The following is a 24500-nucleotide window of genomic DNA, read 5'->3' as shown; positions in this document are numbered from 1 at the left end:
TAAAATGGCTGTAACGGGAGGTTTACATGCTATTTTTGCTTTATATCAAAGGGATGTGCTGTTTCTGTCGTGCAATGGGTGTAAAGAAAAAGTGACTGCTGGTGACAAACAAGAATTCTCGGTATGATGCCTGCCTCTCATTATTCACTGCCGGTTGCTGCTAAGCGGCCAGTAAACAAGGCTGAGGAATTTTTCGCCATGTCCTTACCCCTCTATCTTATCGGCGCGCGCGGCTGCGGAAAAACCACGGTTGGCCAGGCATTGGCGCTGGCGCTGGGCTACGCCTTCAGCGATACGGACAAACATCTGCAGCAGACCACCGGACTGACCGTCACGGAAATTGTTGCGGCTGAAGGATGGCAGGGCTTCCGGCAGCGCGAGTCGCTTTCTTTACAGGCGGTAACGGCCGATCGCACGGTTATTGCTACCGGCGGCGGCATGGTGCTGGCAGCGGAAAACCGGCAGTTTATGCGCGAGCACGGCCAGGTTATCTATCTGAAAGCCGATGCCGCCGTACTGGCCGCCAGGCTGGAAGCCTATCCGGAACAGGCGCAGCGGCCCACGTTAACGGGCCGACCTATTGCTGATGAAATGGTCGACGTGCTGGCCGCCCGCGATAAGCTTTATCATGAGGCGGCCCACTATATTATCGATGCCATGCAGCAACCTGAGGTCGTGGTTGAGGAAATTATTAGCGCGCTGGCGCTGGCTCGCGCCAGTTAAACCTACGATTTTTCCCAAGTTGCGCAGAGCGGACAGAGAATTATCAGCCTTTGTCTATACTTGAAGTACGGAAGCTGGCCGCGCGGTAAATCCCGGCCAGCTCGGTAATACTTTAAGGAGGGAAAAGATATGCCTGGCAGACCGCCCTATCCTCGTGAAGCGCATATTGTTCCGATAAAAAAAGGAACGGAAGAAAATTGTGTCACCTGGTACGAACTTCGTGCCGATCATCCTAAGCCGGATACGCTAATCAGTGAGCACCAAAGCGAGCAGGAAGCGGTCGACGCTAAAGCTCGTTATGAAGATATCGAAAAAGAGTAACGTATGACGGCATGGACGCCGTAAAACACCGGAGCACAGCAAGGCGTGGTTAAAATGTAAGCGCTACCACCTGTAATTCAGGCGAATCTTCTGCCAAAACGACCGCTGCTGTTGCGACAGCAAGCTGTCTGGCTCAAGCAAAAAATAATTTTGCGGCAGAAGACAAATTACCAACATAATTTGCTGTGTATTGATATTTGTATCATGGGATCCGGGCTTGACCGAAAGCGACTGGCGTCATATTTTCGCTGCAAGTTTATAAGCCTGACGCTTCCATCGCCTTTAACTGGACAGACCATTGACCGAGATCTTCACCACTCCGCTTTCCCATCCAAATCCGTCGTCTTTTTCCGGAACTGATATCCTGTTTTCCGGAAGTTTTATGTCCGACGTGTTTAATGAGGCAGAAAGCAATACCCACAAACTGGCTACCTTAACCTTAGGAAAGGCGCCTCGCAGAGATCTGCTGCCTCTGCTGCTGGAACACCTGCCTGAAGAGAATATTGCACACTTCGGATTGCTTGACGGCCTTTCAGCGGCCGACATCGAACAGCGTTATGGGCCGGTAGCGGGCGAAAAGGTGACGATGACGCACATGGAGGATGGCTCTTTCGTCATTCTCTCTGCCGCGAAGGTCGAGGCATCCCTGCAAAAGTTGATCAACAAGCTGGAAGCGGAAGGATTTGAAAATATTCTGGTTCTTTGCGCAGGCGAGTACAAAAACCTTAAGACCAGCAGCGCTGTTCTGCTGGATGCGTACCGTATGCTGCCGCCGTTGGTTAACGCCATTACCGACGGCCATCAGGTCGGCGTCATGGTGGCGCGAAAAGAATATCTGGGCGAGCAGGGCTATAAGTGGCAAAGTCTGTCTTCAGGGCCTCGCTTTGCCGTAGCCAATCCCTGGGTAAAGCACGACGACGAGCTGATTGACGCCGCGCTACAGCTTCAGGAGCAGGGCGCCGATGTTGTGGTGCTGGACTGCCTGGGCTATCAGCAGCGTCATCGTGATTTCTTACAAAAACTGCTGGGTATCCCTGTACTGCTCTCCAACGTGCTGCTGGCCGGACTGGCCGCAGAGCTGGTAGCGTAACGATTACGGGCCGCCCGTTTTCATCTCTGATAAAGGATAGTGCCATGCTCAACGTCAGCGAGTACTTCGAAGGAAAAGTGAAATCGATCGGGTTTGACAGCGCCAGCACAGGGCGCGCCAGCGTCGGCGTGATGGCGGAAGGAGAGTATACTTTTAGCACCGGCGATCCGGAAGAGATGACCGTGGTCAGCGGCTCGTTTAAAGTGCTGCTGCCGGGCGAAACCGAATGGCGTCACTACGATCCGGGCCAGGTTTTCAACGTGCCGGGCCACAGCGAGTTTCACCTGCAGGTAGCCGAACCTTCTTCCTACCTTTGCCGTTACCTGAAAGCGTGATGCAGAGAGGCCGGGCATCCGGCCTTCGTGTTTCCTGGCTTTGCTGGTATCTGCAAGCGTGATGCAGAGAGGCCGGTTATCCGGCCTTCGTGTTTCCTGGCTTTGTCGTTACCTGAAAGCGTGATGCAGAGAGGCCGGGCATCCGGCCTTCGTGTTTCCTGGCTTTGTCGTTACCTGAAAGCGTGATGCAGAGAGGCCGGGCATCCGGCCTCCGTGCTTTGCTTAACGCTGCGCTTCGCCGCCCAGCGCTTCGATAGTATTGGCTATCAGTGCAGACAGCTCGCCGGTCATCAGGATAAAGTCGGCATCAAAGCGTGCCGCCACGTCTTCCCTGTCGATGTCGTCATTCTGCTCGCGCAGCGTATCGGCGAACTTCAGGCGTTTCAACGATCCGTCGTCCGACAGCACCAGCTGCACGCGTTCCTGCCAGTCCAGCGCCAGCTTCGTTACCAGCTTGCCCGCTTCGATATGATTAGCGATTTCATCGCACACCAGATCCTGCTTTTTACAGCGGATCACGCCGCCGTCTTCCAGCAGCGCTTTCAGCTCCGCTTCATCCATCAGCGCAAAGCCCGCCGGCGTATCGCCGGAGCGAACCCATTCGGTCAGCGTCAGCTCAATCGGGCTTTCCAGCGTTAGCGGTACCACCGGCAGCGACCCCAGGCTTTTACGCAGCAGGGCCAGCGTATCTTCCGCTTTTTTGGCGCTGGCGCAGTCGACCATAATCATGTTGTTAACGGTGTCGATCCAGACAAAGGTCTGGCTGAAGCGGCTGAAGGCGCGCGGCAGCAGGCTGTGCAGCACTTCATCCTTTAACGAATCCTTTTCCGTTTTCTTCAGCTTGCGCTGCTGCTCCGCTTCCAGCTTGCTGATTTTCGCTTCCAGCGCCTGTTTGATCACCGGCGACGGCAGGATTTTCTCCTCTTTGCGGGCGCAGATCAGGATCTGTCCGTTATTGACGTGGGTCAGCGCATCGCTTTTGGATCCCATCGGCGCAACCCAGCCGGTTTTCGCCATGTCCTGACTGCCGCAGGGAGTGAAAGAGAATGCCTCAAGTTGTTTTTCCATTTCGTCTGCCGCCAGCGGGATCTCGCGATTCAGACGATATACCATCAAATTTTTAAACCACAGCATTGTACTTTCCCTCTCCGGCGCGTCATGCGCGCTCATTCAAAGTCAGCGCGCATGATAGCGAATCGGCGACGGGGTTTCATTGCCTTTTGTCGTTATTCTCCGACCAGCATCGCATCGCGCGGCGCGCTGGCGCGCTGGGCTTTGGTCAGCAGGAAATAGCCGTAGCCAGCGGCCATTAACAGCGCAAACAGCCCGCCAATAACCGGGTTAAACCACAGCATCGCCACCAGGCAGACCAGCGCCAGCAGCAGCGCGATGCCGGGCACAACAGGGTAGCCTGGCGCGCGGAAACTGCGTTCCAGATCCGGCGCGCTACGCCGCAGACGGAACAGGCTTAACATACTCATCAGGTACATTACGATGGCACCAAACACCGCCATGGTGATCATCGCCGCCGTCAGCGTCATGCCCTGAAGATTGATCCAGCCGTCGCTAAAAATGGCGGCGATACCAATCACGCCGCCGGCGATAATAGCGCGGTGCGGCGTCTGAAAACGGGAAAGCTTCGCCAGCCCGGCGGGCAGGTAGCCCGCGCGAGAAAGCGCGAAGAACTGGCGCGAATAGCCGAGAATAATGCCGTGGAAGCTGGCGACCAGGCCAAAAAGACCGATCCAGACCAGCATATGCATCCAGTTAGAGTGCTCGCCGACAATCATTTTCATGGCCTGCGGCAGCGGGTCGTTGATGTCCGAAAGCCTGCGCCAGTCGCCCGCGCCGCCCGCCAGCAGCATCACGCCAATCGCCAGCACCACCAGCGTCAGGATCCCGGCGATATAGGCCTTAGGGATGGTGCGTTTGGGATCGCGGGCCTCTTCGGCCGCCATCGCCGCGCCTTCAATGGCCAGAAAAAACCAGATGGCAAAAGGGATAGCGGCAAAAATGCCGGAGACGGCGGGCAGGCCGAAGCTTTCGCTGCCCGCCCAGCCGTGCGCGGTAAAATTGCTCAGGCTGAAGCCCGGTGCGACCACGCCCATAAAGACCAGCAGCTCGATCACCGCCAGCACCGTCACCACCAGTTCAAACATGGCCGCCAGCCTGACGCCCAGGATATTCAGCGTCATAAAAATCAGGTAAGCGCTGACCGCGGCATATTTAGGATTCAATCCCGGATACTGCACGTTAAGGTAAGCGCCGATCGCCATGGCAATGGCCGGGGGAGCGAAGACAAACTCAATCAGCGTCGCCATACCGGCGATCAGCCCGCCGGTTTCGCCAAAGGCGCGGCGGCTGTAGGCGAAAGGGCCGCCCGCGTGCGGAAGCGCCGTGGTCAGTTCGGTAAAGCTGAAGATAAAGCAGGTGTACATAAGGGCAATCAGGGCGGTCGTCACCAGAAAACCCATGGTGCCCGCCACGCCCCAGCCGTAGCTCCAGCCGAAATATTCGCCGGAAATGACCAGGCCTACCGCAATGCCCCACAAATGTATCGTGCCCAGAGTAGGCTTTAGCTTGCTTGTCATATCGCTGTTCCCGCCAGTAAGTGTTGATTGATAATGCAGCCGTCGTCCCGGGGAAACTTGACGCGGGCATAAGGATTTTTGCGCTCTGCTGTCAACTCACAAGCAAAAAAAGTGCCCGCTGTACGCTAAAGTCAAAAGAGGGTTACCTGCGGTCAAGCGATTGAGGAAGCGTCACGCCATGCTGGTTCAGGCCGTATCAACTTCTTTCGGGAGCCACACTGATGACCAGCCAATATGACGACCTGACCAATGCCGCGCTGCTGGCGCTTGCCCACCGCGCTCTGAGCCGCTATCCGGCCGCTTTACAGGGCAAACTCAGCCTGCTTTGCCGCTCGGAGAACGCTACCTTTCTGCTGGAGGCCGCCGGAAAACGCTATGCGCTGCGCCTGCATCGCGGCAATTATCATCAGCGCGCCGATATCCTCAGCGAGCTGCGCTGGCTGGATGCGCTGCGCGAAACGGGTATCGTGGTGCCGCAGGCGCTTGCCGATCGGGAAGGGCAGACCGTTCAGGATTTGCGGCTGGCGGACGGCAGCCTGCGCCACGCGGTGCTGTTCGACTGGATCGAAGGCGAGATGCCGGACACCGACGTCGATCCCCGCGCGTTCCAGGATCTTGGCCAAATCACCGCGCGGCTGCATCAGCACAGCAAAAGCTGGCAAAAACCGGCGGGTTTCCAGCGCATCATCTGGGATCATCAGACCATGGTCAGCCCGCAAAGCCACTGGGGCGACTGGCGAGACGCGCCGGGCTTGCGGCGTGACGATCGCGGCGTGGTGGAGCAGGCCATTACCCGCGCTGGCGAAGAGCTGGCCCGATTCGGCAAAGATCCTTCCCGCTATGGCCTGATCCATGCCGATCTGCGCCTGACCAATTTGCTGCGGCATAAAGGCGAAACGCGGGTGATTGACTTCGACGACTGCGGCATGGGCTGGTATCTGCACGATCTTGCGGCAGCCATCAGCTTTGTGGAGCACCATCCTCGTGCAGCGCAATGGGTGGACAACTGGATCAAAGGCTATGAGCAGGTGGCGCATATCAGCGATGCGGAGCTGGCGCTGGTGCCGACGCTGCTTATACAGCGCCGTATACAGCTGCTGGCCTGGGTCGGCTCGCACGCGCAGACCGCGATGGCGCTGAGCCTGGGGCCGCTGTGGGCCGATCATTCGGTGCGCCTCTGCCATCGCTACCTTGAAACCAGCGAGCTGCCGGTGGGCGCTTAGCCGCCAGCTGGTATAGAAATTGCTGAGTAAGCAGAATGTTTTCTGCAGCGAGGCGATAAATAATGGAAAGCGGAGCGATCAAACGGCCTGAGATGGCAGCGGTGCTGAATGCTGGCTGTAACCATGGCGTGCTGGCCGCCGCTGCCAGCGGCCTCGGTGAATTTATCACGGAAAAAGGCGGCGACGTCGACCGCATTTTCGGCGTCAGCGGCATCGATCCGGAGCAGCTCGCCAGCCCGACGCTGAGCCTGGGGCTGGTTAACTACTGCCGGGTAATGGAGGAAGCGGCGCGCTGCTCAGGGTTTGATAACTTCGGTTTGCACTACGGCAGGCAGTTTAAACCGCAGTCATTAGGCCTGATTGGCTATGTCGGGCTTTGCTCCGCCACGCTGGAGCAGGCGCTGCACAACGTCGTCAACGCTTTTCCGTGGCATCAGCACGATACCCTGACGCGGCTGACCGACAAAGGCGACTGCTGGCGTCTGGACTACCAGGTGCGCCACGGCGCGATTTTATGCCGCAGGCAGGACGCCGAGCTGACGATGGGCATGTTTATGAACCTGATCCGTCACGTTGCCGGCAGGCACTGGGCGCCAAGAGAAGTGCACTTTGAACATCCCCGCCCCGAGCAGTGGCATGAGCACTGCAAAGTCTTTGACGCACCTGTTTGGTTTGAACAGCCCTGCAATGCGATGATCATCCCTAAAAAAGAGCTGACGCGCGCGATGCCGGAAAGCGATCCGATGCTGCTGCTGGTGATGCAGGACGCGATCCGGCGTCTGAACAGCGCGACGCCGCGCCAGAGCGTGGTCGATCGGGCGCGTTCGCAGGTGCGTCTGATGCTGATGCAGGGCGAGCCGGCGCTGCCCGAGGTGGCAGAAAAAATGGGCATGTCGAGCTGGTCGCTCCAGCGCCGCCTGCGCGAAGAGAACCTGAGCTTTACCGCGCTGGTGGACAAGGTGCGCTGCGAGCTGGCGACCTGGTATTTACAGCAGCGGCAGCTGCCGGTGTCCGAAATGGCGCTGCTGCTGGGCTATTCAGAAGTCAGCGCCTTTTCGCGCGCTTTTCGGCGCTGGTTTGGCGTCAGCCCGCGCCAGTGGCGGCAGGCCAGCTAGTCCGGCTTAAGCTCGATAGCCATTGAAGCCGGCCAGCTAGTCAGGCTTCAGCTCAATAACCATTGAGGTCGGCAGCGAAGGCGGCGGCGGCGGCAGGTTTTCCGCGCTGCCGATCACGCCCCATGCTTTCAGGCAGAGCTGTTCATCGCCCTGGGTGCTCTGTACGCCGTAGCGGCCGTTCTGGCGCCAGGTGACGGTGACGGTACAGGCGCGTCCATGATAGCGATGCGCATTATAAAAATTGCGCTGAATGCCGTACTGCATCTCAGCGAAATAGCGACAGTTATTCTCCGTGCGGCCGCTACAGACTTTGTCCGCCCATGCCTGCATCTCCTGCGGCGTGGCCGGTACAGGACGCGGCTCTTCTGGCGGAGAGTGGCAGGCCGTCAGCAGCAGCGCCAGCAGCGTCAGTCCGCTTTTAATCATTCCCGATGGCATTTTTTTCCCATGATTACTAAAGGTTTTCTGATGTAAGCCGATAGTTTAGCCTGTTAGCCTCAGGCTGACAGGTTATTCCGGCGATCCTGGGCCATTTACAGATTATTTCCCTGTCATGGCCAGGCAGTAAAATACCGCTTGTTCGTCAAACGCTATTATTTCCTGTGTTTTTCTGCATCATTATTGTATTCTGCGCGCGGACGCTGGATGTATTTTTTTATTCATGGAAAAGAAAAGAATGAAATATCGTTATAACCTTGTTGCTTTTTCTTTATTAAGCTGCGCGCTGCTTAGCGGCTGCGCCACCGAATCCTCCCGAGCTATTGAAGCGCCGCAGGTAGCTGCTGCCAGCCAGCCGGTATATCAGGGCGCAAAAAGCCCGATAGCCATTGGCAAATTCGATAACCGCTCTTCTTATATGAACGGTATTTTCTCTGACGGCGTGGATCGCCTGGGCAATCAGTCTAAAACCATTCTTATTACTCATCTGCAACAAACCGGTCGTTTTAACGTGCTGGATCGTGCCAACCTTGATGAGCTGAAAAACGAAGCGGGCTATAAGCACAGTACTCAAACGATTAAAGGCGCGGATTACGTTATCACCGGCGATATTACCGAATTCGGTCGTAAAGAAGTCGGCGATCAGCAGCTGTGGGGCATCCTGGGCCGTGGCAAAACGCAGGTAGCCTATGCGAAGGTCAACCTGAACGTTGTCGACGTGGCGACCTCAGAAGTGGTCTACTCCGTGCAGGGCGCGGGCGAATACGCACTCTCCAACCGCGAAGTCATCGGCTTTGGCGGCACCGCCAGCTACGACTCCACGCTTAATGGCAAGGTCATGGACCTGGCGGTACGCGAAGCGGTAAATCATCTGGTCAGCGGTCTGGAATCAGGCGCGTGGCGTCCGGTTAAATAACGGAGAAAAAAATGCGAGTAATAAAATATACCGCAGCAGTTGCCACGGCACTGCTGTTAACTGCCTGCGCGCAGAAAAAAGAAAATATCTATTACTGGGGCGACTACCAGAATTCGCTTTACAGCTTTTATCAAAACGGCAGCGCGCCGGAAAAAGAAATCGCTACGCTGAATAAAGTGATTGAAGAGGCGAAAGCCAAAAATAAACCGGTGGCACCGGGCCTGCACGCGCAGCTGGGATTACTTTATGTTAACGCTGGCCAGCCCGATTTAGCTTTCCAACAGTTTACCGCCGAGAAAACGGCTTTTCCTGAGTCCGCTTCTTATATGGATTTCCTGATGCGTAATAAGCAGGGAGCAAAATAATGAAAAAGCTTTTCGCCTTTACCGCTCTGCTGGCCGTTATCACGCTGACCGGCTGCGCAAAGAAAACGCCGCATGACTACAGCGCGTTTCGCGCCAGCAAGCCCGCTTCCATTCTGGTACTGCCTGCGGAGAACCACACAACGGATATCGCGGCGGCGCACAGCCTTACTTCGCTGGTCACCCAGCCGCTGGCGGAATCCGGCTATTACGTTTTCCCCGTGGCGGTGGTTGAGGAAACCTTTAAGCAGAACGGTCTGAACAACGCCACGGATATTCGCAGCGTTTCCACCACTAAGCTGCACGATATTTTTAACGCCGACGCGGCGCTGTATATTGATATCAACACCTACGGCACTAAATACCTGATCGTGGACAGCGAAACGCGCGTGACCGCTTCGGCAAAACTGGTGGATTTACGCAGCGGCAAGCAGATCTGGAGCGGGTCGGCGACGGCCTCCGATAATGAGAGCAGCAACAATAATCAGTCCGCGCTGGGGATGCTGATCGCCGCCGCCGTGCACCAGATCGCCAGCAACGTCTCGGATAAAGCCCATGATGTCGCGGCCATTACCAGCGCCCGCCTGCTGACGGCTGGCGACGACGGTGCGCTTCTGCCAGGCCCGCGCGCTAAGGCCGGGAAGATCTGACGGTTTACCGTCTGGCTAAGTAAAACGGTGAAGCCTGATGGTTTACCGTTTGGCGAAGGCAAAACGGTGAAATTTGATGGTTTACCGTCTGGCTATGTAAAACGGTGAAATTTGACGGTTTACCGTCTGGCTAAGTAAAACGGTAAAATCTGATGGTTTACCGTTTGGCGAAGGCAAAACGGCCCGGCTCGCATTCACGCGTGCCGGGCCGTTGCTTTTTCACGTTGCAGGGCGTTAGTCAGTCGCGCCCGACGGCCGCCGCGTTTTTACTGCGGTTGCTGGCGTAGATAAAGAACAGGGCGATGCCGAGACAAACAATAGCGCCCAGACGACTGGCCGAAAACGACACGGCCGCGTTGCCCAGCCAGCCAAAATTATCAATCAGCATACTCATCGCTAGCTGGCCGAAGATCACCGCCACCGTGGCGACCGCCGTCCCGATACGCTGTACCGCCAGCACCATAATCACAATGTAGGGAACGCCGCACAGCGCGCCCAGCAGCTGCCACTTCGGCACGTCAAGCAGGCTGACCGCCTGCTTCGGTTCAAAGAAAAAGATCAGCAGAGCCGTAATCAGCGCGCCGACGGAAAACGTCAGAAAGGCGCAGCGGAACACGCCCACTTTACTGCCCAACTGGCCGTTGATCGCGGCCTGAATGCTCAGCATCGCGCCGCCAGCCACTGCCAGAATAATCATCAAAATCGTTATCATTGTTTTACCCCCTTGCCACCAATACCAGCGCGACGACAATAAATAGCAGCGCGATCAGGCGCTTGCCGTCCGTTTTTCTTTGCGGCGTGCCCAGCAGGCCGAAGTGATCGATGATCAGGCTTTTAAACACCTGCCCGGCAAGAATGCCGATCATGGTCATCGCGACGCCGATGGTCGGCGTGGCAACGGTAAGGATAACCACGTAAATCGGCCCCAGTACGCCGCCCAGCAGCTGCCAGCCGGGCTGGGCAAAAAACGACGGGCTGTTGCGCGGGCTGAAAAAAAGCATCAGCAGAAAGGTCAGCGCGGCGCCAACACCGAAAATACTGAAGGTTGCCCACAGGTCGCCCACTTCTCCGCCCAGCGGCCCTAACAGGCCTGCCTCTACGGACAGGCCCATACCGCCGGCAATAACCAGGACAATCAATAAAAGTTGCATAGCAAAATTTCCCCGTTAATCAGGCGCGGAAGGTTACAGCGGTCGAGAGATGATAGAAATGCTATAGTGCGGTAAACACTTTTGCAGGAAATGCATTAATGCCGGGTCTGGAATCGGTCAATCTGCGCGCGATAAAACTCTTTATTGCGGTTTACGATGCGCAAAACTTCTCGGCGGTAGCCAGACGTGAGGGCATCTCCGCCTCTCAGGTGTCGCGCGTGATCCATCAGCTGGAGGATTCGCTGGGCCAGCAGCTTTTTTATCGCAATACCCGCGCGATAGCGCCCACGGAAAGCGGGCGGCTATTTATCGATTATGCGCGCGGCATAACCGGCAATATGGAGGAGGCGCGCAGAACGCTGCACGAAAGAACGCTGGCGCCTTCTGGTCTGGTACGGATTAACGCGCCAATCTACTTTGGCCAGCGGCACGTCGCGCCTGGCCTCGCGGCATTAGCCGAACGCTATCCGCAGCTGACCATCGAGATGATGCAAACCGATGACTATATCGATCCGCATAAAGAACCGGCTGATGTGATCTTTCGTATCGGCGCGCTGACCGATTCTTCTTTTCACGCCCGCGTATTCGGCACGCAATACTATTATCTGGCCGCTTCGCCTGAGTATGTGCGTAAGCATGGCGCGCTTGTCCATCCCGACGAACTGCATCGCCACCGCTGTCTGGTTTACCGCGGTTCGTCCGGCCCGAACCGCTGGTTTTTCCGCCAGCCGGGCAGGGAGTGGATCCACTATCCCGTGTCGCCGCTGCTGGCGTCAAACCATGCGGAAACGCTGCTGGTCGCCGCGCTGGGGGGCATGGGGCTGCTGCTCTACCCGGACTGGCTGATCGGCGACAGACTGCAAACGGGCGAGCTGGTCAGGCTGCTGCCGGATTTTGCTGCCGCTATCACTACCGAGCCGCAGCATATCGCTGCGATTTACCCCCATACGCGGCATCCTCCTCTTAACGTCAGGGCGGTCATCGACCATTTTGTTGAGGCTTTCGGCTCGCCGCTTTACTGGCAGATTCAGCCCGGCACTTCCAGTCGGCTGTAACCCAGTCCGTTGATTTTGCGCACCTTGATCTGCACCGGGATACGCTCTTTCATCGCTTCCACATGGCTGATTACGCCAATGGTTTTACCGCTGGCGTTCAGCGCGTCTAGCGCATCCAGCGCGCCGTCCAGGGTAGCGGCATCCAGCGTGCCGAAGCCTTCGTCCAGAAACAGCGATTCGATCTGCGTTTTATGGCTGACCAGATCCGAGAGCGCCAGCGCCAGCGCCAGGCTCACCAGAAAACTTTCGCCGCCGGAAAGGGTGCGCGTATCGCGCAGCGCGTCCGCCTGCCAGGTATCCACGACCTGCAGCTCCAGCGCCTCCTGCGATTTGCGCTGGAGCAAATAGCGGCCGTGCAGGCGGTTTAGCTGGTTGTTCGCCAGCCAGACAAGATGATCCAGCGTCAGGCCCTGGGCGAATTTGCGGAACTTATCGCCTTCCTTCGAGCCGATAAGCTGATTGAGATAGCTCCAGTCTTCAACCTGGCGCGTTTCCTGCTCAATGGTCGCCAGCAGGTTTTTTTGCTGCTCGCGGCGGGCCGCGTCGCTGCTGAGCTGCTGTCGCGTCTCGCCCTGTTGACGGGCGTTTTCTTTCAGCTGTTGCGAGAGGCTCTCCACGGCGGCGTGCAGCGCAGAAGGATCTTCCGACAGATCCTGCGGCTTTTCCGGCAGCGCCGTCAGGGTTTTTTCTGCCTGAGCCAGCAGGATCGCTGCCTGCTGGCGTCGCTGCTCGTGCGTTTTCTGTAGCGCCTGCAGCTGCCGCAGCCGATCTTCATCCAGCAGCGCCGCCGTAAAGGCCGCCTCGCTGCTGAAGTCGCTGGCTTCCAGCGCCGCGCTAAAGGCCTGCTGCGCCTGTTCCAGCCTGTGCGTCAGCATGGTCAGCTGCTCGTCCAGCGAATTATGCTGTCCGGTCAGGGTATTTAACTGGTTCTGCCGCTGCTGCCACTGCTGCTGTAGCTGCTGGCCGCGCTCAAGATGCTGCTGCGACAGCGCGCGCAGCTGCTGCTGCACCTCGGCCGCCACCTTGTCGCCAAACAGCTGTCGCCGCTGGTCGCGCAGGACGGCCAGCGCCTGTTGACCGGCCTGGCTGCGCTGCTCACGCTGGATCAGCTGCGCCTGTTCACGCGCGATCTCTTCCTGCAACGCCTGCTGCTGCGCGGCCAGCGCGGTCAGCTGCGAAGCCGAAGCCGTCAGCGACTGCGCAACAGTGTTCCACGCATCCCACTCTTTCTGTCGTTCATGCAGCCAGTTTTCGGTTTCCTCCGCCGGCGGCAGCGTCAGATCCCGTTCGGCCAGCGCAGCGCGCAGGCTGTCATGCTGCTGCTGCGCCTGCTGTTGTTGCTGGGCGAGCGACTGCTCCAGCTCTTCCTGCGTTCTGACAGAAGTAAGCAGTTGCTGACCTGCCAGCTCCTGCTGCTGCTTCATCTCGCTGAGCGCTTTCTGCATTTCCGCCAGCCGATCTTTCTGCTGCTGAAGCTGGCGGGCGCGCTGCTGCAAATCCAGCAGCTGCGTCTGCGTTTCGCTTTCCTGGCGTTCCTGAGCGGTCAGCCAGTCGCTGGTCTGTTGCAGATCGTCCGGCGAAGCGCTCAGGCCCAGCGCCTGCGCCGTGCTCTGCCACTGTTCGCGCAGGCGCGCCGCTTCGCTGTCACTTTCCGTCAGCTCGCGCTGCAGCTTGTCCAGCTGCACCTGCAGGCTTTTCACCTGTTCGCCTCTGGCGGTACCGCGATCCTTCAGCTGGTCGACTTCCAGCCTTAAGGCGGCAAGGCGCTGCTGGTTTTCAGAAAGCTCAAGCGCCTGATAGTCGGCGACGGCGGGATGCTGGCAGGAGCCGCACAGCGGGCAGGGCTGTTCCGGCTCCAGCCGGGCGCGATACTGCTCCAGATCGGCGATGCGCTGCTCCAGCTCGCAGCGTTTTTCCAGGTCCTGCAAATGCTGCCGCTTCTCTTTCCAGCCGCTACGCAGGTTTTGCAGATCGGTTTGCGCCTGCTGGAGCTGCTGCTGCAACGCGGTGCGCTCGTTGTGCTGGCTTTGGCTTCGCTGCATCAGCGGCGGCCACTGCGAGGCGATCAGCGCCAGGCGTTGCCGCTGCGGCCGCTGCTGCTGTAGCCTGGTCAGCGAGGCCTGTAGCTGCTCTTCGGAACGCTGCTGCCGCTGGCTGGTTAACGCCGCTTCGGCTTCCGCGACCTGTTTTTGCTGCGCTTCAAGCTGAGCCTGCTGCGGCTGCGCCTGCTGTTCCGCCTGGGCAATCTGCTGCCGTAGTCGGCTGACCGCCTGCTGCTGTTCGTGGATACGCTGGCGCAGCGCGGCCAGCGCCTGTTCGCTTTGCTGCCGCTGTTCGAAGCGCGCGCGCCACAGCGGCAGCGATTCTCCCCAGTGGGCAAAATGGGCGTGCTGCTGCTGCCAGCGCTGCTGCTCCTGCTGGCGGGCCGCGTTTTCCTTGTGCTGGTTTTGGGCCTGATGCAGCGCGGCCTGGCGCGCGTTAAGATGAAGTTGGTAATCGCTTACTTCTTTTTCCAGCGCCTGGTTCTGTTGGGCCAGCGTGTCGATACGGTTATCCAGCGGCAGCAGCTGTTCGGCGATCAGCGTCTCCTGCTGCTGCCTGTCGTTTTCGTGCTGCTGCCGGGCCGCCTCCGCCTTTTTCAGCTCGTCGGCCAGCTTGTCCAGCTGCTGTTGAGCCTGCTGGCGCTGCGTATTGATGTGCTGCTGCTGCTCAGCGAGCGCGAGCCGATCCTGCCGATGCTGATTGCGCAGTAGCCACTGAGGGCGCAGCTTTTCCGCCGGTTCGGCCTGTTGCAGCCGGTTCAGCTGCGGCATCGCTTCCTGCCAGGCCGCTTCCACCTCCTGCTGCCCGGCGACGGCCGCTTCTTTTGCCTGTAGCGCCGTCTGGTACTGCTGGTGCCAGTGCAGCAGCTGCTGCCGATGCTGAAGCTGCGAAGTGAGCGCCTGCTCCTCTGCCAGCAGCCGGGCTGACTGTAACGTAAGTTGTTGAACCTGTTCATTATCCAGCAGCGCCATCCCGGCGGCCTGCGCCCGCAGATTCTCCAGCGCGCCACGGGCGTTTTTATGCCGCTCAAAAACGCTGGCGGAAAGGCGACCGTAGATTTCCGTGCCGGTCAGCTCCTCCAGCAGCTCGGCGCGGCTGTTGGCGTCGGCGTTAAGAAAGGCGGCAAACTGTCCCTGCGAGAGCATCATCGACTTGGTGAAGCGCTCAAAATCCAGCCCGGTCAGCTCGGTCAGCATCTCCAGCTTGTCTTTTACCTTGTCGGCGACGATTTTGTTATTGTCGCAGCGGGCCAGCTCGACGCGCGGTGCCTGAAGATTGCCGTCTACGGCACCGCGTGCGCGGTTCTGGCTCCAGAACGCCCGCCAGGCGACGCCTTTTACTTCAAACTCCACCTCGGCCAGGCATTCTGAGGTATCCCGCGTCATCAGGTCGTTCTGTGACTGCGACAGCTTACCCAGCCGCGACGTTTCGTGATAAAGCGCCAGGCAGATGGCATCCAGCAGCGTGGTTTTGCCCGCGCCGGTCGGGCCGGTAATGGCGAACAGCCCGTTGCTGGCGAACGGTTCGGCGGTAAAGTCAATTTTCCATTCGCCTTTCAACGAGTTGAGGTTTTTAAACCTTAGCGTCAGGATCTTCATGATGGCTCCTCCATGTCCGCCAGCGTCTGGCTGAACAGCAGCGTGGCGCGCGCGATGCGCTCCGGCTCTTCTTCTTCGGCGGCCAGACGGCGCTGAAAGACTTCCTCCACACTCAGCTCGCTCAGGGTTTCGTTGTTCTGCCGGCTGATAATGCTGTCGCGCTGCTCGCGGCTGCGGCGCAGCAGCACCACCTCGACCGGCAGGCTTTCCGTCAGTTCCTGGATACGCCGCTGGAGGTCGTTGAGCCAGGTTTGCGTGGCGATTTCGATATCCAGCCAGACTTTCTGCCCCGTTTCCGGCGGCTGGATCTCGCGCAGCTGGCGCTCGATCTCTTCCAGCGAGCCTTTAATCATCTGCATGGGCTGAAAGAGCGGCACCGTCAGCGGCATGACCTGCTGTAGCTGGCCGTCGGCGAAATCGACCAGGAACACGCTTTTATCGCGTCCCAGCTCGTCAAAGCTGAGCGGAATGGGCGAGCCGCTGTAGCGAATATGATCCGTATCGGCGATGCGCTGCGCGCGGTGAATATGGCCCAGCGCGATATAATCCGCAGGGGGAAAGGCCTGGGCGGGAAAAGCGTCCAGCGTGCCGATATAGATGTCGCGTACGGCGTCGCTTTTGGTGACGCCCATTGTGGTCAGATGGCCGGTGGCAATAATGGGCAGCGGCAGCTCGCCGCGTATTTGCACCGCTGCCGCGTAGCTGCGCTGATAGTGGTGAGTAATCGCTTCCAGCAGCGTCTGCTGTTTTTCCCGTCCCGACTGACCCGCTTTGCTGACGGTAATATCGCGGGGGCGTAAAAAAGGAATAGCGCAGAGCACCGCGCCGGGCTGACCGTCCCGCTGGTTCAGCATCAGCACCTGATCGGCCGGATCCTCGCTGGCGGCGGCAATCACCCGCGTATTCAGACAGGCCAGCAGCTCGCGCGATTCGTTCAGCATGGCGACGGAGTCGTGGTTGCCCGCCAGAATAATCAGCTGGCAGCCGGTCTGATGCAGCCTGACCACAAACCGATTGTAAAGCTCGCGCGCGTAGCTGGGCGGCGAGCCGGTATCAAACACGTCGCCCGCGACGATCACGGCATCGACCTGATGTTGCTCAACCTGTCCGACCAGCCATGTCAGAAAAGCGTCATGCTCCGGCGCCCGGCTTTTGGTGTAAAAAAACTGGCCCAGATGCCAGTCGGCGGTATGAATAAGTCGCATAGCGTCCCTTCAGTGTCAGGTAAGCGAAACGCCGATTATAAACGCCTGGCCAAAAAACCTCAGCTACGCATTTCCATCCTGCTGAAAGTGTTATAAAACTGATGATTAGCCGGCGCTTTTTTCATAAAAGTGTCATAAATCTGACGCATAATGACGCCGCATATCCAGTGACATTCCGTCACAAACGCAGGAGCAATAATGGCTAAGCGCATTCTGGTGGTCGAAGATGAAGCCCCAATCCGTGAGATGTTGTGTTTTGTGCTGGAGCAAAATGACTATCAGCCGATAGAAGCGGAAGATTATGACAGCGCCATTAATCTGTTGATTGAGCCGTGGCCCGATCTGATCCTGCTGGACTGGATGCTGCCCGGCGGCACCGGTATTCAGTTTATCCGCCATCTGAAACGCGAGGCGATGACCCGCGATATTCCGGTGATGATGCTGACCGCGCGCGGCGAAGAGGAAGACCGCGTGCGCGGGCTGGAAGTGGGCGCGGACGACTATATTATCAAGCCTTTTTCGCCCAAAGAGCTGGTGGCCCGCATCAAAGCGGTGATGCGCCGTATTTCGCCCATGGCGGTGGAAGAGGTGATTGAAATTCAGGGCCTGAGCCTGGATCCCTCCTCGCACCGCGTGATGTCGGCAACGCAGCCGCTGGAGATGGGGCCGACGGAATATAAGCTGCTGCATTTCTTTATGACGCACCCCGAGCGCGTCTACAGCCGCGAGCAGTTGCTTAATAACGTCTGGGGCACTAACGTGTACGTGGAAGATCGTACTGTAGACGTGCATATTCGCCGTCTGCGTAAGGCACTTGAACTGACCGGGCACGATCGTATGGTGCAGACAGTGCGCGGAACGGGTTACCGCTTCTCTGCGCGTTACTGATTGTCCCCACTGGAGTTTTCATCGTGCTGGAACGCCTCTCCTGGAAGAGATTGCTGCTTGAGCTGCTGCTCGCCTGCCTGCCAGCGCTGATTGTCGGTCTGCTGGTCGGCGGGCTGCCGTGGTGGCTGCTGCTGGCCGTACTGGCCGTGCTGGGCTGGCATTTTGCTAACCTGCTTCGTCTTTCCCACTGGCTGTGGATCGATCGCAGCATCACGCCGCCGACCGGACGCGGCAGCTGGGAACCGCTTTTTTACGGCCTTTACCAGATGCAGGCGCGCAACCGCCGCCGCCGTCGGGAGCTGGGCCATCTGATTAAACGCTTTCGCAGCGGCGCGGAATCCTTGCCGGATGCGCTGGTGCTGACCACGGAAGAGGGCACGATTTTCTGGTGCAACGGTCTGGCGCAACAGCTGCTGGGGCTGCGCTGGCCGGAAGACAACGGCCAAAATATCTTAAACCTGCTGCGCTATCCTGAATTTACCCTCTATCTGCGCCAGCGCGATTTCTCGCGGCCGCTGACGCTGGTGCTGAACAGCCATCGCCATCTTGAGTTCCGCGTGATGCCCTATAGCGAAGGCCAGTGGCTGCTGGTGGCGCGCGACGTGACGCAAATGCATCAGCTGGAAGGCGCGCGGCGCAACTTTTTCGCCAACGTCAGCCATGAGCTGCGCACGCCGCTTACCGTGCTTCAGGGCTACCTGGAGATGATGAGCGACGCGGTGCTGGAAGGCCCGTCGCGCAATAAGGCGCTGCATACCATGCAGGAACAAACCCGCCGCATGGATGCCCTGGTTAAACAGCTGCTGACGCTGTCGCGGATCGAAGCCGCGCCCGCGCTTGATTTGCAGGAAAAAGTCGATGTGCCGCTGATGCTGCGGCTGCTCCAGCGCGAGGCGGAAACGCTCAGCCAGGGGCGGCACGAAATCCACTTTTCCGCCGATCCGCAGCTGCGGGTATTCGGTAACGATGAGCAGCTGCGCAGCGCCATTTCCAATCTCGTCTATAACGCCGTCAACCATACGCCGGACGGCACGCGCATCACCGTCAGCTGGCAAAAGACGTCGCACGGCGCGCAGTTTAAGGTCTGCGACAACGGGCCGGGCATCGCCGCCGAGCATATTCCTCGCCTGACCGAACGTTTTTATCGCGTCGATAAGGCGCGCTCGCGGCAGACCGGCGGCAGCGGGCTGGGGCTGGCTATCGTCAAACACGCGCTCAGCCATCACCATGCCCGTCTGGAAATTACCAGCCAGCCGGGTAAAGAAACCTGTTTCTGCTTCTCGCTGCCTGCAAGGTTGATCGTCAACAACGAACTGGCTCAGAATGCGGTTCACTGAGCTGGCGGATAAAAAAATGAAAAAGTGGTTTTTGGCGCTGCTGCTGCTGTGCGGCACGGCAACAGGCGCGAACGAAGGGATGCTGGCGGGCAACCTCAGCAGCGTGGGTTCGGATACGCTCGGCACGCTGATGGCGCTGTGGGGGGAGAGCTTTAACCGCCACTATCCGGGCGTTAACGTACAGATTCAGGCTGCGGGATCGTCGACGGCGCCGACCGCGCTGGCGGCGGGCGCCGCACAGCTTGGCGCGATGAGTCGCCCCATGCAGGCGGTGGAGCGCCAGCTGTTCGAGAACCGCTACGGCTATGCGCCGCTGGCCGTGCCGGTGGCGATGGACGCGCTGGTGGTGGTGGTCAATCAGGATAATCCGCTACAGGGCATCAACGCTCAGCAGCTCGACGCTATTTTCTCCGTAACCCGCCGCTGCGGCGCGACGTTTGCCGTACGCAACTGGGGCGATCTTCAGCTTAAGCAGCAGCAATGGGCGCAGCGGCCTGTGCAGCGCTTTGGCCGCAATTCCGCTTCCGGCACCTGGGGGTTCTTCCGCCAGCAGGCGCTGTGCAACGGCGATTTTCGTAACGACGTGGGCGAATATCCCGGTTCCGCTGCGGTGATCCAGGCGGTGGCAAGCACGCTGAACGGTATCGGCTACGCCAGCATGGGCGCGCATATGACCGGGGTAAAAACGCTGCCGGTCGCCCTTGACGGCGATCGCGAGATTGCGCCTTCGGTAGAGAATATTCGCAGCGGCCGCTATCCCTACGCGCGTCCGCTCTATATCTATGTCAACAAAGCGCCGGGCCAGCCGCTGGAGCCGCTGACAAAGGCTTTTTTACGGCAGGCGCTGTCGGCGCAGGGCCAGGCGCTGGTCACCCAGGCGGGCTATCTGCCGCTGTCGGACGATCAGCTGAAGAAGGCCAGAGCGATGGTGGAGGGGTAAGCACCATCAACATGAATTTTTTTCATGGGTAATGAAATTTCCTCGTTTGCCGCTGAATCTTTCTCATGACATTCTTGCATTCAGCCATTTAGACATCCAGATGTCTCAGGATAACAAACAGTAACTATTTCACCATGAAATTATGCGCCGCTGCGCAGGCCAGGAGTGACCGATCATGCAAAGAGATTCAGCCCAATACCGCGCCGAAGTTGTAGGAAGTTTTCTGCGTCCTGCCGTTATCAAGCAGGCCCGCGAGCAGTTTCAGACCGGGGAAATCGACGCCGCCGCCCTGCGCCAGATCGAAGACAAAGCGATCCGCGAGGTGGTAGAGCACCAGCGCGCCAGCGGCCTGAAAGTAGTCACCGACGGCGAGTTCCGCCGCGCGTGGTGGCACTTCGATTTCTTTGACGGCCTGGACGGCGTGGAGCGCTATGAAGCGGAGCAGGGCATTCAGTTCAACGGCGTGCAGACCAAAGCCCGCGGCGTAAAGGTCACCGGCAAGCTGGGCTTCGGCAACCATCCGATGCTGGAAGATTTCCGTTTCCTGAAAAGCATCAGCGGCGACGCTATCCCTAAAATGACTATCCCAAGCCCAAGCGTGCTGCACTTTCGCGGCGGCCGTAAAGTGATTGACGCTAATGTCTATCCCGATCTGAAGGATTACTTCAACGATCTGGCGCTGACTTACCGCGATGCGATTAAAGGTTTTTATGACGCCGGCTGTCGTTACCTGCAGCTGGACGATACCGTCTGGGCTTATCTGTGTTCGGAAGATCAAAAGCGTCAAATCCGCGAGCGCGGCGACGATCCTGAAGAGCTGGCGAACATCTATGCTCAGGTGCTGAATAAAGCGCTGGAAGGCAAGCCGGACGATATGACCGTGGGCCTGCATGTTTGCCGTGGTAACTTCCGCTCGACCTGGATTTCCGAAGGCGGCTATGAGCCGGTCGCGGAAATTCTGTTCGGCACCGTGAATATCGACGCCTTCTTCCTGGAGTACGACAACGAGCGTTCTGGCGGGTTTGAGCCGCTGCGCTTTATCAAACCGGGCAAACAGCAGGTGGTACTGGGTCTGGTAACGACCAAAACTGGCGAATTGGAAGATCCGGAAACGGTGAAGAAGCGCATCGCGGAAGCGGCGCAGTTCGTCAGCCTGGATCAAATCTGCCTCAGCCCGCAGTGCGGCTTTGCTTCTACGGAAGAGGGCAACAGCCTGACCGAAGCGCAGCAGTGGGCCAAGCTGCGCCTGGTGGTGGATATCGCTAAACAGGTCTGGTAAGCCGGGCAAAAGATGCAAAAGGCGCGTTTATACGCGCCTTTTGTGCATCCATTGGCAAAATAATGCAGAAAATAACGCCGGGAAGTTCAAAAAAAATACAAATCATGTAAGGCATCTCGCCTGTAATCTGAAGTGATTATCTGGCTTAAGCAATTTCTACGCTATATCACTCTGCTTTCTCGATCCCGTATTGCCTTTCTCCGCTATAAACGTTTTACTTACCGCCGTTTTATTTATCTCCCTGTATAAAAGATCATAAATAGCGCAAACGCGCCGGTATTTCTGTCAGGCAGTTATCCGCCGTGGCAAAAGATCGGGCGCTGAAAGCGCACGGGGAAACGGAACCGACATCGCGATTTCACTCAACATCAGTACGGGCCTTATGACAAATCGTTTAACTTCTAAAGATATCCTCGCGCTGGGCTTTATGACATTCGCCCTGTTTGTGGGTGCCGGTAACATTATTTTCCCGCCGATGGTGGGTATTCAGTCCGGGGAACACGTCTGGATCGCCGCGCTTGGCTTTTTGCTGACCGCCGTCGGCCTGCCGGTTATCACCGTTGTCGCGCTGGCGCGCGTGGGGGGCGGTATCGATGCGCTCAGCTCGCCGATTGGCAAAGCGGCGGGCATCGTGCTGGCCACCGTCTGCTATCTGGCCGTCGGCCCGCTGTTCGCCACGCCGCGCACCGCGACCGTCTCTTTTGAAGTGGGTATTGCGCCGATGACCGGCGACAGCCCGCTGCCGCTGTTTATTTACAGCCTGGTCTATTTCGCTCTGGTCATTGGTATCTCCCTTTATCCGGGCAAGCTGCTGGATACCGTCGGGCATATCCTGGCGCCGCTGAAGATCGTGGCGCTGGCCGTACTGGGCATCGCCGCGCTGATCTGGCCAGCGGGCGGCCTGGCACCGGCTACCGAGGCTTATCAGCATGGCGCTTTCTCCAGCGGCTTTATTAACGGCTATCTGACGATGGATACGTTGGGCGCGCTGGTGTTTGGCATCGTTATCGTTAACGCGGCGCGTTCTCGCGGCGTCAGCGAAGCCGGTCTGCTGACGCGCTATACCATTATCGCGGGCCTGATCGCCGGGGTTGGTTTGACGCTGGTTTACCTTGCTCTGTTTAAACTGGGTTCCGACAGCGCCTCTATAGTCGATCAGAACGCCAACGGCGCTGCTATTCTGCACGCCTATGTGCAGCATACTTTCGGCGACCTGGGTAGCCTGTTCCTGGCGGCGCTGATTTTTGTTGCCTGTATGGTGACGGCGGTTGGCCTGACCTGCGCCTGCGCCGAGTTCTTCCAGCAGTATCTGCCGCTGACCTATCGCCAGCTGGTATTTATTCTGGGCCTGTTCTCGATGCTGGTGTCGAACCTGGGGCTGAGCCAGCTGATCCAGTTCTCTATACCCGTGCTGACGGCTATCTATCCGCCTTGCATCGTGCTGATTTTGCTGAGCTTTACGCTGCGCTGGTGGAACAAGAGTACGCGTATTATCGCACCGACCATGCTGGTGAGCCTGATTTTCGGCGTTATCGACGCTATCAAAACCACCGGTTTTAAGGATGCGTTGCCTGCATTTACGGCCAATCTGCCGCTGGCCGAGCAGGGCCTGGCCTGGCTGCCGCCTTCGCTGGCAATACTGGTCGTCGTGGCCATCTGCGATCGCGTTATGGGACGCGCGCAGGTGAATGCGCACCAGCAGTAAAAGTGTGATACCTTCTCCTGCCCGATCTCCGGCAGGAGAAGTTGACAGAGTTTAAGCAGAATGAAAGATGAAAAATAATACGCTCAAAAAGGGACTGAGTACCCGCCACATCCGCTTTATGGCGCTCGGTTCGGCCATCGGCACGGGTCTGTTTTACGGTTCGGCTGACGCAATGAAAATGGCCGGGCCAAGCGTGATCCTCGCCTATATTATCGGCGGCGCTATCGCCTATATCATCATGCGCGCGCTGGGCGAAATGTCGGTGAACAACCCGCAGGCCAGCTCGTTCTCCCGCTATGCTCAGGATTATCTTGGCCCGCTGGCTGGCTATATCACCGGCTGGACCTACTGCTTTGAAATTCTGATCGTCGCCATTGCCGACGTCACCGCTTTCGGCATCTATATGGGCGTCTGGTTCCCCGACGTGCCGCACTGGGTGTGGGTGCTGAGCGTGGTGCTGATTATCGGCGCGATTAACCTGGCCACGGTAAGAGTGTTTGGCGAGGTAGAATTCTGGCTGTCGCTGTTCAAGGTCGCCACCATCATTATTATGATTGTGGCAGGCATCGGTATTATTTTCTGGGGCATCGGCAACGGCGGCCAGCCTACCGGCATCAGCAATTTGTGGACTAACGGCGGCTTCTTTGCGCACGGCGTTATCGGCATGGTGCTGTCGTTGCAAATCGTGATGTTTGCCTATGGCGGTATTGAGATTATCGGCATTACCGCTGGTGAAGCGAAAGATCCCGCCACGTCGATCCCACGCGCCATTAACACGGTGCCGCTGCGTATCCTGGTGTTCTATGTCGGCACGCTGTTTGTGATTATGTCCATCTATCCCTGGAACCAGGTTGGCACCAACGGTAGCCCGTTCGTCCTCACTTTCCAGCATATGGGCATAGCCGCTGCGGCAGCCATTCTGAACTTTGTGGTGATTACGGCTTCGCTTTCGGCGATTAACAGCGATGTTTTCGGCGTTGGCCGGATGCTGCACGGTATGGCGGAGCAGGGCCATGCGCCTAAAATTTTCGCCACCGTCTCACGCCGTGGTATTCCGTGGATCACCGTGCTGGTGATGATGTTAGCGATGCTGATTGCGGTATACCTGAACTACCTGATGCCGGAGAAAGTCTTCCTGGTGATTGCCTCGCTGGCGACGTTTGCCACCGTCTGGGTATGGATTATGATCCTTTTCGCCCAGATCGGCTTCCGCCGCACGCTGACGCCCGCGCAGGCGAAAGAGCTGAAGTTCGCCATGCCTGGCGGGATATTCACGGCCATCGTCGGTATCCTGTTCCTGTTCTTTATTATCGGCCTGATTGGCTACTTCCCGGATACCCGCGTATCGCTTTACGTCGGTATTGGCTGGATAGCCCTGCTGCTGATCAGCTGGACGCTGGTGAAGAAAAGAATCAAGGCGTAGGCCGGAAAGCGAACAGCATTTCTGCCTGCCACCCTGAAAAAGCCTGAGTCCGGCAGCACGCCCGGCTCAGGTTTTTTTATGCGTCAGACTCAGGGCGACGATGGCAAACAGG

The 24500-nt window shown here is 58.2% G+C and carries 23 protein-coding genes; 16 read left to right on the top strand and 7 right to left on the bottom strand.

Features of this window, described 5'->3' with window-relative positions:
* Window positions 1–198: 198 nt before the first annotated feature.
* From aroL to ppnP, 4 genes are all read left to right on the top strand, one after another.
* Window positions 199–723, top strand: a complete 525-nt coding sequence (aroL, locus tag QZH36_RS07565) for a shikimate kinase AroL (RefSeq protein ID WP_253455110.1) — start codon at window positions 199–201, stop codon at window positions 721–723.
* A 129-nt stretch (window positions 724–852) separates the two neighbouring features.
* Window positions 853–1044: a YaiA family protein gene (locus tag QZH36_RS07560; RefSeq protein WP_125288368.1), complete on the top strand. Its 192-nt coding sequence runs from the start codon at window positions 853–855 to the stop codon at window positions 1042–1044.
* Window positions 1045–1426: 382 nt separating this feature from the next.
* Window positions 1427–2134, top strand: a complete 708-nt coding sequence (locus QZH36_RS07555; RefSeq protein ID WP_301729901.1) for an AroM family protein — start codon at window positions 1427–1429, stop codon at window positions 2132–2134.
* Between the two features lie 44 nt (window positions 2135–2178).
* Window positions 2179–2469 carry a pyrimidine/purine nucleoside phosphorylase gene (gene ppnP / locus QZH36_RS07550; protein ID WP_253455108.1) on the top strand — a complete coding sequence of 97 codons (291 nt, stop codon included), beginning with the start codon at window positions 2179–2181 and terminating at the stop codon, window positions 2467–2469.
* A gap of 222 nt (window positions 2470–2691) precedes the next feature.
* Here ppnP and rdgC read toward each other — a convergent pair whose 3' ends face one another.
* The gene (gene rdgC / locus QZH36_RS07545; RefSeq protein ID WP_253455107.1) at window positions 2692–3603 is read right to left on the bottom strand and encodes a recombination-associated protein RdgC; all 912 of its coding nucleotides are present in this window, start codon (window positions 3601–3603) and stop codon (window positions 2692–2694) included.
* Window positions 3604–3695: 92 nt separating this feature from the next.
* A complete protein-coding gene (gene eat, locus QZH36_RS07540) occupies window positions 3696–5060 on the bottom strand; it encodes an ethanolamine permease (RefSeq protein WP_301729900.1) in 1365 nt (454 codons plus the stop codon).
* Between the two features lie 218 nt (window positions 5061–5278).
* Here eat and QZH36_RS07535 point away from each other — a divergent pair, with 218 nt between their 5' ends.
* Complete coding sequence (locus QZH36_RS07535) at window positions 5279–6283, top strand: phosphotransferase enzyme family protein (RefSeq protein ID WP_301252332.1); 1005 nt, start codon at window positions 5279–5281, stop codon at window positions 6281–6283.
* Window positions 6284–6345: 62 nt separating this feature from the next.
* Entirely contained in the window at window positions 6346–7398 is a 1053-nt protein-coding gene (gene qhpR, locus QZH36_RS07530; protein WP_301729899.1) for an AraC-like transcriptional regulator QhpR, read from the top strand.
* A gap of 36 nt (window positions 7399–7434) precedes the next feature.
* Here qhpR and QZH36_RS07525 read toward each other — a convergent pair whose 3' ends face one another.
* Window positions 7435–7836 (bottom strand): cell envelope integrity TolA C-terminal domain-containing protein, encoded by a 402-nt coding sequence (locus QZH36_RS07525; protein ID WP_301729898.1) that lies wholly within the window; start codon window positions 7834–7836, stop codon window positions 7435–7437.
* A 238-nt stretch (window positions 7837–8074) separates the two neighbouring features.
* Here QZH36_RS07525 and QZH36_RS07520 point away from each other — a divergent pair, with 238 nt between their 5' ends.
* The 3 genes from QZH36_RS07520 to QZH36_RS07510 are packed head-to-tail and all read left to right on the top strand — an operon-like array spanning window position 8075 to window position 9764.
* Window positions 8075–8752, top strand: coding sequence for a CsgG/HfaB family protein (locus QZH36_RS07520; protein WP_253455103.1), 678 nt, complete (start codon window positions 8075–8077; stop codon window positions 8750–8752).
* An 11-nt stretch (window positions 8753–8763) separates the two neighbouring features.
* The gene (locus tag QZH36_RS07515) at window positions 8764–9117 is read left to right on the top strand and encodes a DUF4810 domain-containing protein (protein ID WP_253455101.1); all 354 of its coding nucleotides are present in this window, start codon (window positions 8764–8766) and stop codon (window positions 9115–9117) included.
* Window positions 9117–9764: a DUF799 domain-containing protein gene (locus tag QZH36_RS07510; protein ID WP_301252291.1), complete on the top strand. Its 648-nt coding sequence runs from the start codon at window positions 9117–9119 to the stop codon at window positions 9762–9764. The genes QZH36_RS07515 and QZH36_RS07510 overlap by 1 nt, the downstream gene beginning before the upstream one ends.
* 238 nt (window positions 9765–10002) lie before the next feature.
* Here QZH36_RS07510 and QZH36_RS07505 read toward each other — a convergent pair whose 3' ends face one another.
* Together QZH36_RS07505 and QZH36_RS07500 are read right to left on the bottom strand one after the other, a co-directional pair.
* The gene (locus QZH36_RS07505) at window positions 10003–10473 is read right to left on the bottom strand and encodes a DMT family transporter (protein ID WP_253461091.1); all 471 of its coding nucleotides are present in this window, start codon (window positions 10471–10473) and stop codon (window positions 10003–10005) included.
* A 7-nt stretch (window positions 10474–10480) separates the two neighbouring features.
* Window positions 10481–10915, bottom strand: coding sequence for a DMT family transporter (locus tag QZH36_RS07500; RefSeq protein WP_253455097.1), 435 nt, complete (start codon window positions 10913–10915; stop codon window positions 10481–10483).
* 98 nt (window positions 10916–11013) lie between these two features.
* On the opposite strand from QZH36_RS07500, the gene QZH36_RS07495 reads away from it, so the two are divergent.
* Window positions 11014–11970, top strand: a complete 957-nt coding sequence (locus tag QZH36_RS07495; protein WP_301252292.1) for a LysR family transcriptional regulator — start codon at window positions 11014–11016, stop codon at window positions 11968–11970.
* Here QZH36_RS07495 and QZH36_RS07490 read toward each other — a convergent pair.
* The gene (locus tag QZH36_RS07490) at window positions 11943–15611 is read right to left on the bottom strand and encodes an SbcC/MukB-like Walker B domain-containing protein (RefSeq protein ID WP_301729897.1); all 3669 of its coding nucleotides are present in this window, start codon (window positions 15609–15611) and stop codon (window positions 11943–11945) included. The two genes, QZH36_RS07495 and QZH36_RS07490, sit on opposite strands and share 28 nt — an antisense overlap.
* Complete coding sequence (sbcD, locus tag QZH36_RS07485) at window positions 15608–16816, bottom strand: exonuclease subunit SbcD (protein ID WP_253455092.1); 1209 nt, start codon at window positions 16814–16816, stop codon at window positions 15608–15610. The genes QZH36_RS07490 and sbcD overlap by 4 nt, the downstream gene beginning before the upstream one ends.
* 198 nt (window positions 16817–17014) lie before the next feature.
* Here sbcD and phoB point away from each other — a divergent pair, with 198 nt between their 5' ends.
* From phoB to proY, 6 genes are all read left to right on the top strand, one after another.
* Window positions 17015–17704: a phosphate response regulator transcription factor PhoB gene (phoB, locus tag QZH36_RS07480; RefSeq protein ID WP_125288383.1), complete on the top strand. Its 690-nt coding sequence runs from the start codon at window positions 17015–17017 to the stop codon at window positions 17702–17704.
* Between the two features lie 23 nt (window positions 17705–17727).
* Window positions 17728–19041 carry a phosphate regulon sensor histidine kinase PhoR gene (gene phoR, locus QZH36_RS07475; protein ID WP_253455091.1) on the top strand — a complete coding sequence of 438 codons (1314 nt, stop codon included), beginning with the start codon at window positions 17728–17730 and terminating at the stop codon, window positions 19039–19041.
* Between the two features lie 16 nt (window positions 19042–19057).
* On the top strand, window positions 19058–19981 hold the full coding sequence (locus QZH36_RS07470; protein WP_253455089.1) for a PstS family phosphate ABC transporter substrate-binding protein: 924 nt from the start codon (window positions 19058–19060) through the stop codon (window positions 19979–19981).
* Between the two features lie 175 nt (window positions 19982–20156).
* Window positions 20157–21260 carry a cobalamin-independent methionine synthase II family protein gene (locus tag QZH36_RS07465; protein ID WP_301729895.1) on the top strand — a complete coding sequence of 368 codons (1104 nt, stop codon included), beginning with the start codon at window positions 20157–20159 and terminating at the stop codon, window positions 21258–21260.
* 382 nt (window positions 21261–21642) lie between these two features.
* Window positions 21643–22965, top strand: a complete 1323-nt coding sequence (gene brnQ, locus QZH36_RS07460; RefSeq protein WP_253455086.1) for a branched-chain amino acid transport system II carrier protein — start codon at window positions 21643–21645, stop codon at window positions 22963–22965.
* Window positions 22966–23032: 67 nt separating this feature from the next.
* Window positions 23033–24388: a proline-specific permease ProY gene (gene proY, locus QZH36_RS07455; RefSeq protein WP_301252297.1), complete on the top strand. Its 1356-nt coding sequence runs from the start codon at window positions 23033–23035 to the stop codon at window positions 24386–24388.
* Window positions 24389–24500 lie beyond the last annotated feature (112 nt).

It is taken from the genome of Erwinia wuhanensis (assembly GCF_030484085.1).
Taxonomy (GTDB): Bacteria; Pseudomonadota; Gammaproteobacteria; order Enterobacterales; family Enterobacteriaceae; genus Erwinia; species Erwinia aeris.
Note: the sequence above shows the minus strand (reverse complement) of the source record. Positions and strands in the feature narration are given on the sequence as shown.

Coding starts and splice junctions, on each gene's coding strand:
- aroL (WP_253455110.1), top strand. CDS start 199: ATGTCCTTACCCCTCTATCTTATCGGCGCGCGCGGCTGCGGAAAAACC.
- QZH36_RS07560 (WP_125288368.1), top strand. CDS start 853: ATGCCTGGCAGACCGCCCTATCCTCGTGAAGCGCATATTGTTCCGATA.
- QZH36_RS07555 (WP_301729901.1), top strand. CDS start 1,427: ATGTCCGACGTGTTTAATGAGGCAGAAAGCAATACCCACAAACTGGCT.
- ppnP (WP_253455108.1), top strand. CDS start 2,179: ATGCTCAACGTCAGCGAGTACTTCGAAGGAAAAGTGAAATCGATCGGG.
- rdgC (WP_253455107.1), bottom strand. CDS start 3,603: ATGCTGTGGTTTAAAAATTTGATGGTATATCGTCTGAATCGCGAGATC.
- eat (WP_301729900.1), bottom strand. CDS start 5,060: ATGACAAGCAAGCTAAAGCCTACTCTGGGCACGATACATTTGTGGGGC.
- qhpR (WP_301729899.1), top strand. CDS start 6,346: ATGGAAAGCGGAGCGATCAAACGGCCTGAGATGGCAGCGGTGCTGAAT.
- QZH36_RS07525 (WP_301729898.1), bottom strand. CDS start 7,836: ATGCCATCGGGAATGATTAAAAGCGGACTGACGCTGCTGGCGCTGCTG.
- QZH36_RS07520 (WP_253455103.1), top strand. CDS start 8,075: ATGAAATATCGTTATAACCTTGTTGCTTTTTCTTTATTAAGCTGCGCG.
- QZH36_RS07515 (WP_253455101.1), top strand. CDS start 8,764: ATGCGAGTAATAAAATATACCGCAGCAGTTGCCACGGCACTGCTGTTA.
- QZH36_RS07510 (WP_301252291.1), top strand. CDS start 9,117: ATGAAAAAGCTTTTCGCCTTTACCGCTCTGCTGGCCGTTATCACGCTG.
- QZH36_RS07500 (WP_253455097.1), bottom strand. CDS start 10,915: ATGCAACTTTTATTGATTGTCCTGGTTATTGCCGGCGGTATGGGCCTG.
- QZH36_RS07495 (WP_301252292.1), top strand. CDS start 11,014: ATGCCGGGTCTGGAATCGGTCAATCTGCGCGCGATAAAACTCTTTATT.
- QZH36_RS07490 (WP_301729897.1), bottom strand. CDS start 15,611: ATGAAGATCCTGACGCTAAGGTTTAAAAACCTCAACTCGTTGAAAGGC.
- sbcD (WP_253455092.1), bottom strand. CDS start 16,816: ATGCGACTTATTCATACCGCCGACTGGCATCTGGGCCAGTTTTTTTAC.
- phoB (WP_125288383.1), top strand. CDS start 17,015: ATGGCTAAGCGCATTCTGGTGGTCGAAGATGAAGCCCCAATCCGTGAG.
- QZH36_RS07470 (WP_253455089.1), top strand. CDS start 19,058: ATGAAAAAGTGGTTTTTGGCGCTGCTGCTGCTGTGCGGCACGGCAACA.
- QZH36_RS07465 (WP_301729895.1), top strand. CDS start 20,157: ATGCAAAGAGATTCAGCCCAATACCGCGCCGAAGTTGTAGGAAGTTTT.
- brnQ (WP_253455086.1), top strand. CDS start 21,643: ATGACAAATCGTTTAACTTCTAAAGATATCCTCGCGCTGGGCTTTATG.
- proY (WP_301252297.1), top strand. CDS start 23,033: ATGAAAAATAATACGCTCAAAAAGGGACTGAGTACCCGCCACATCCGC.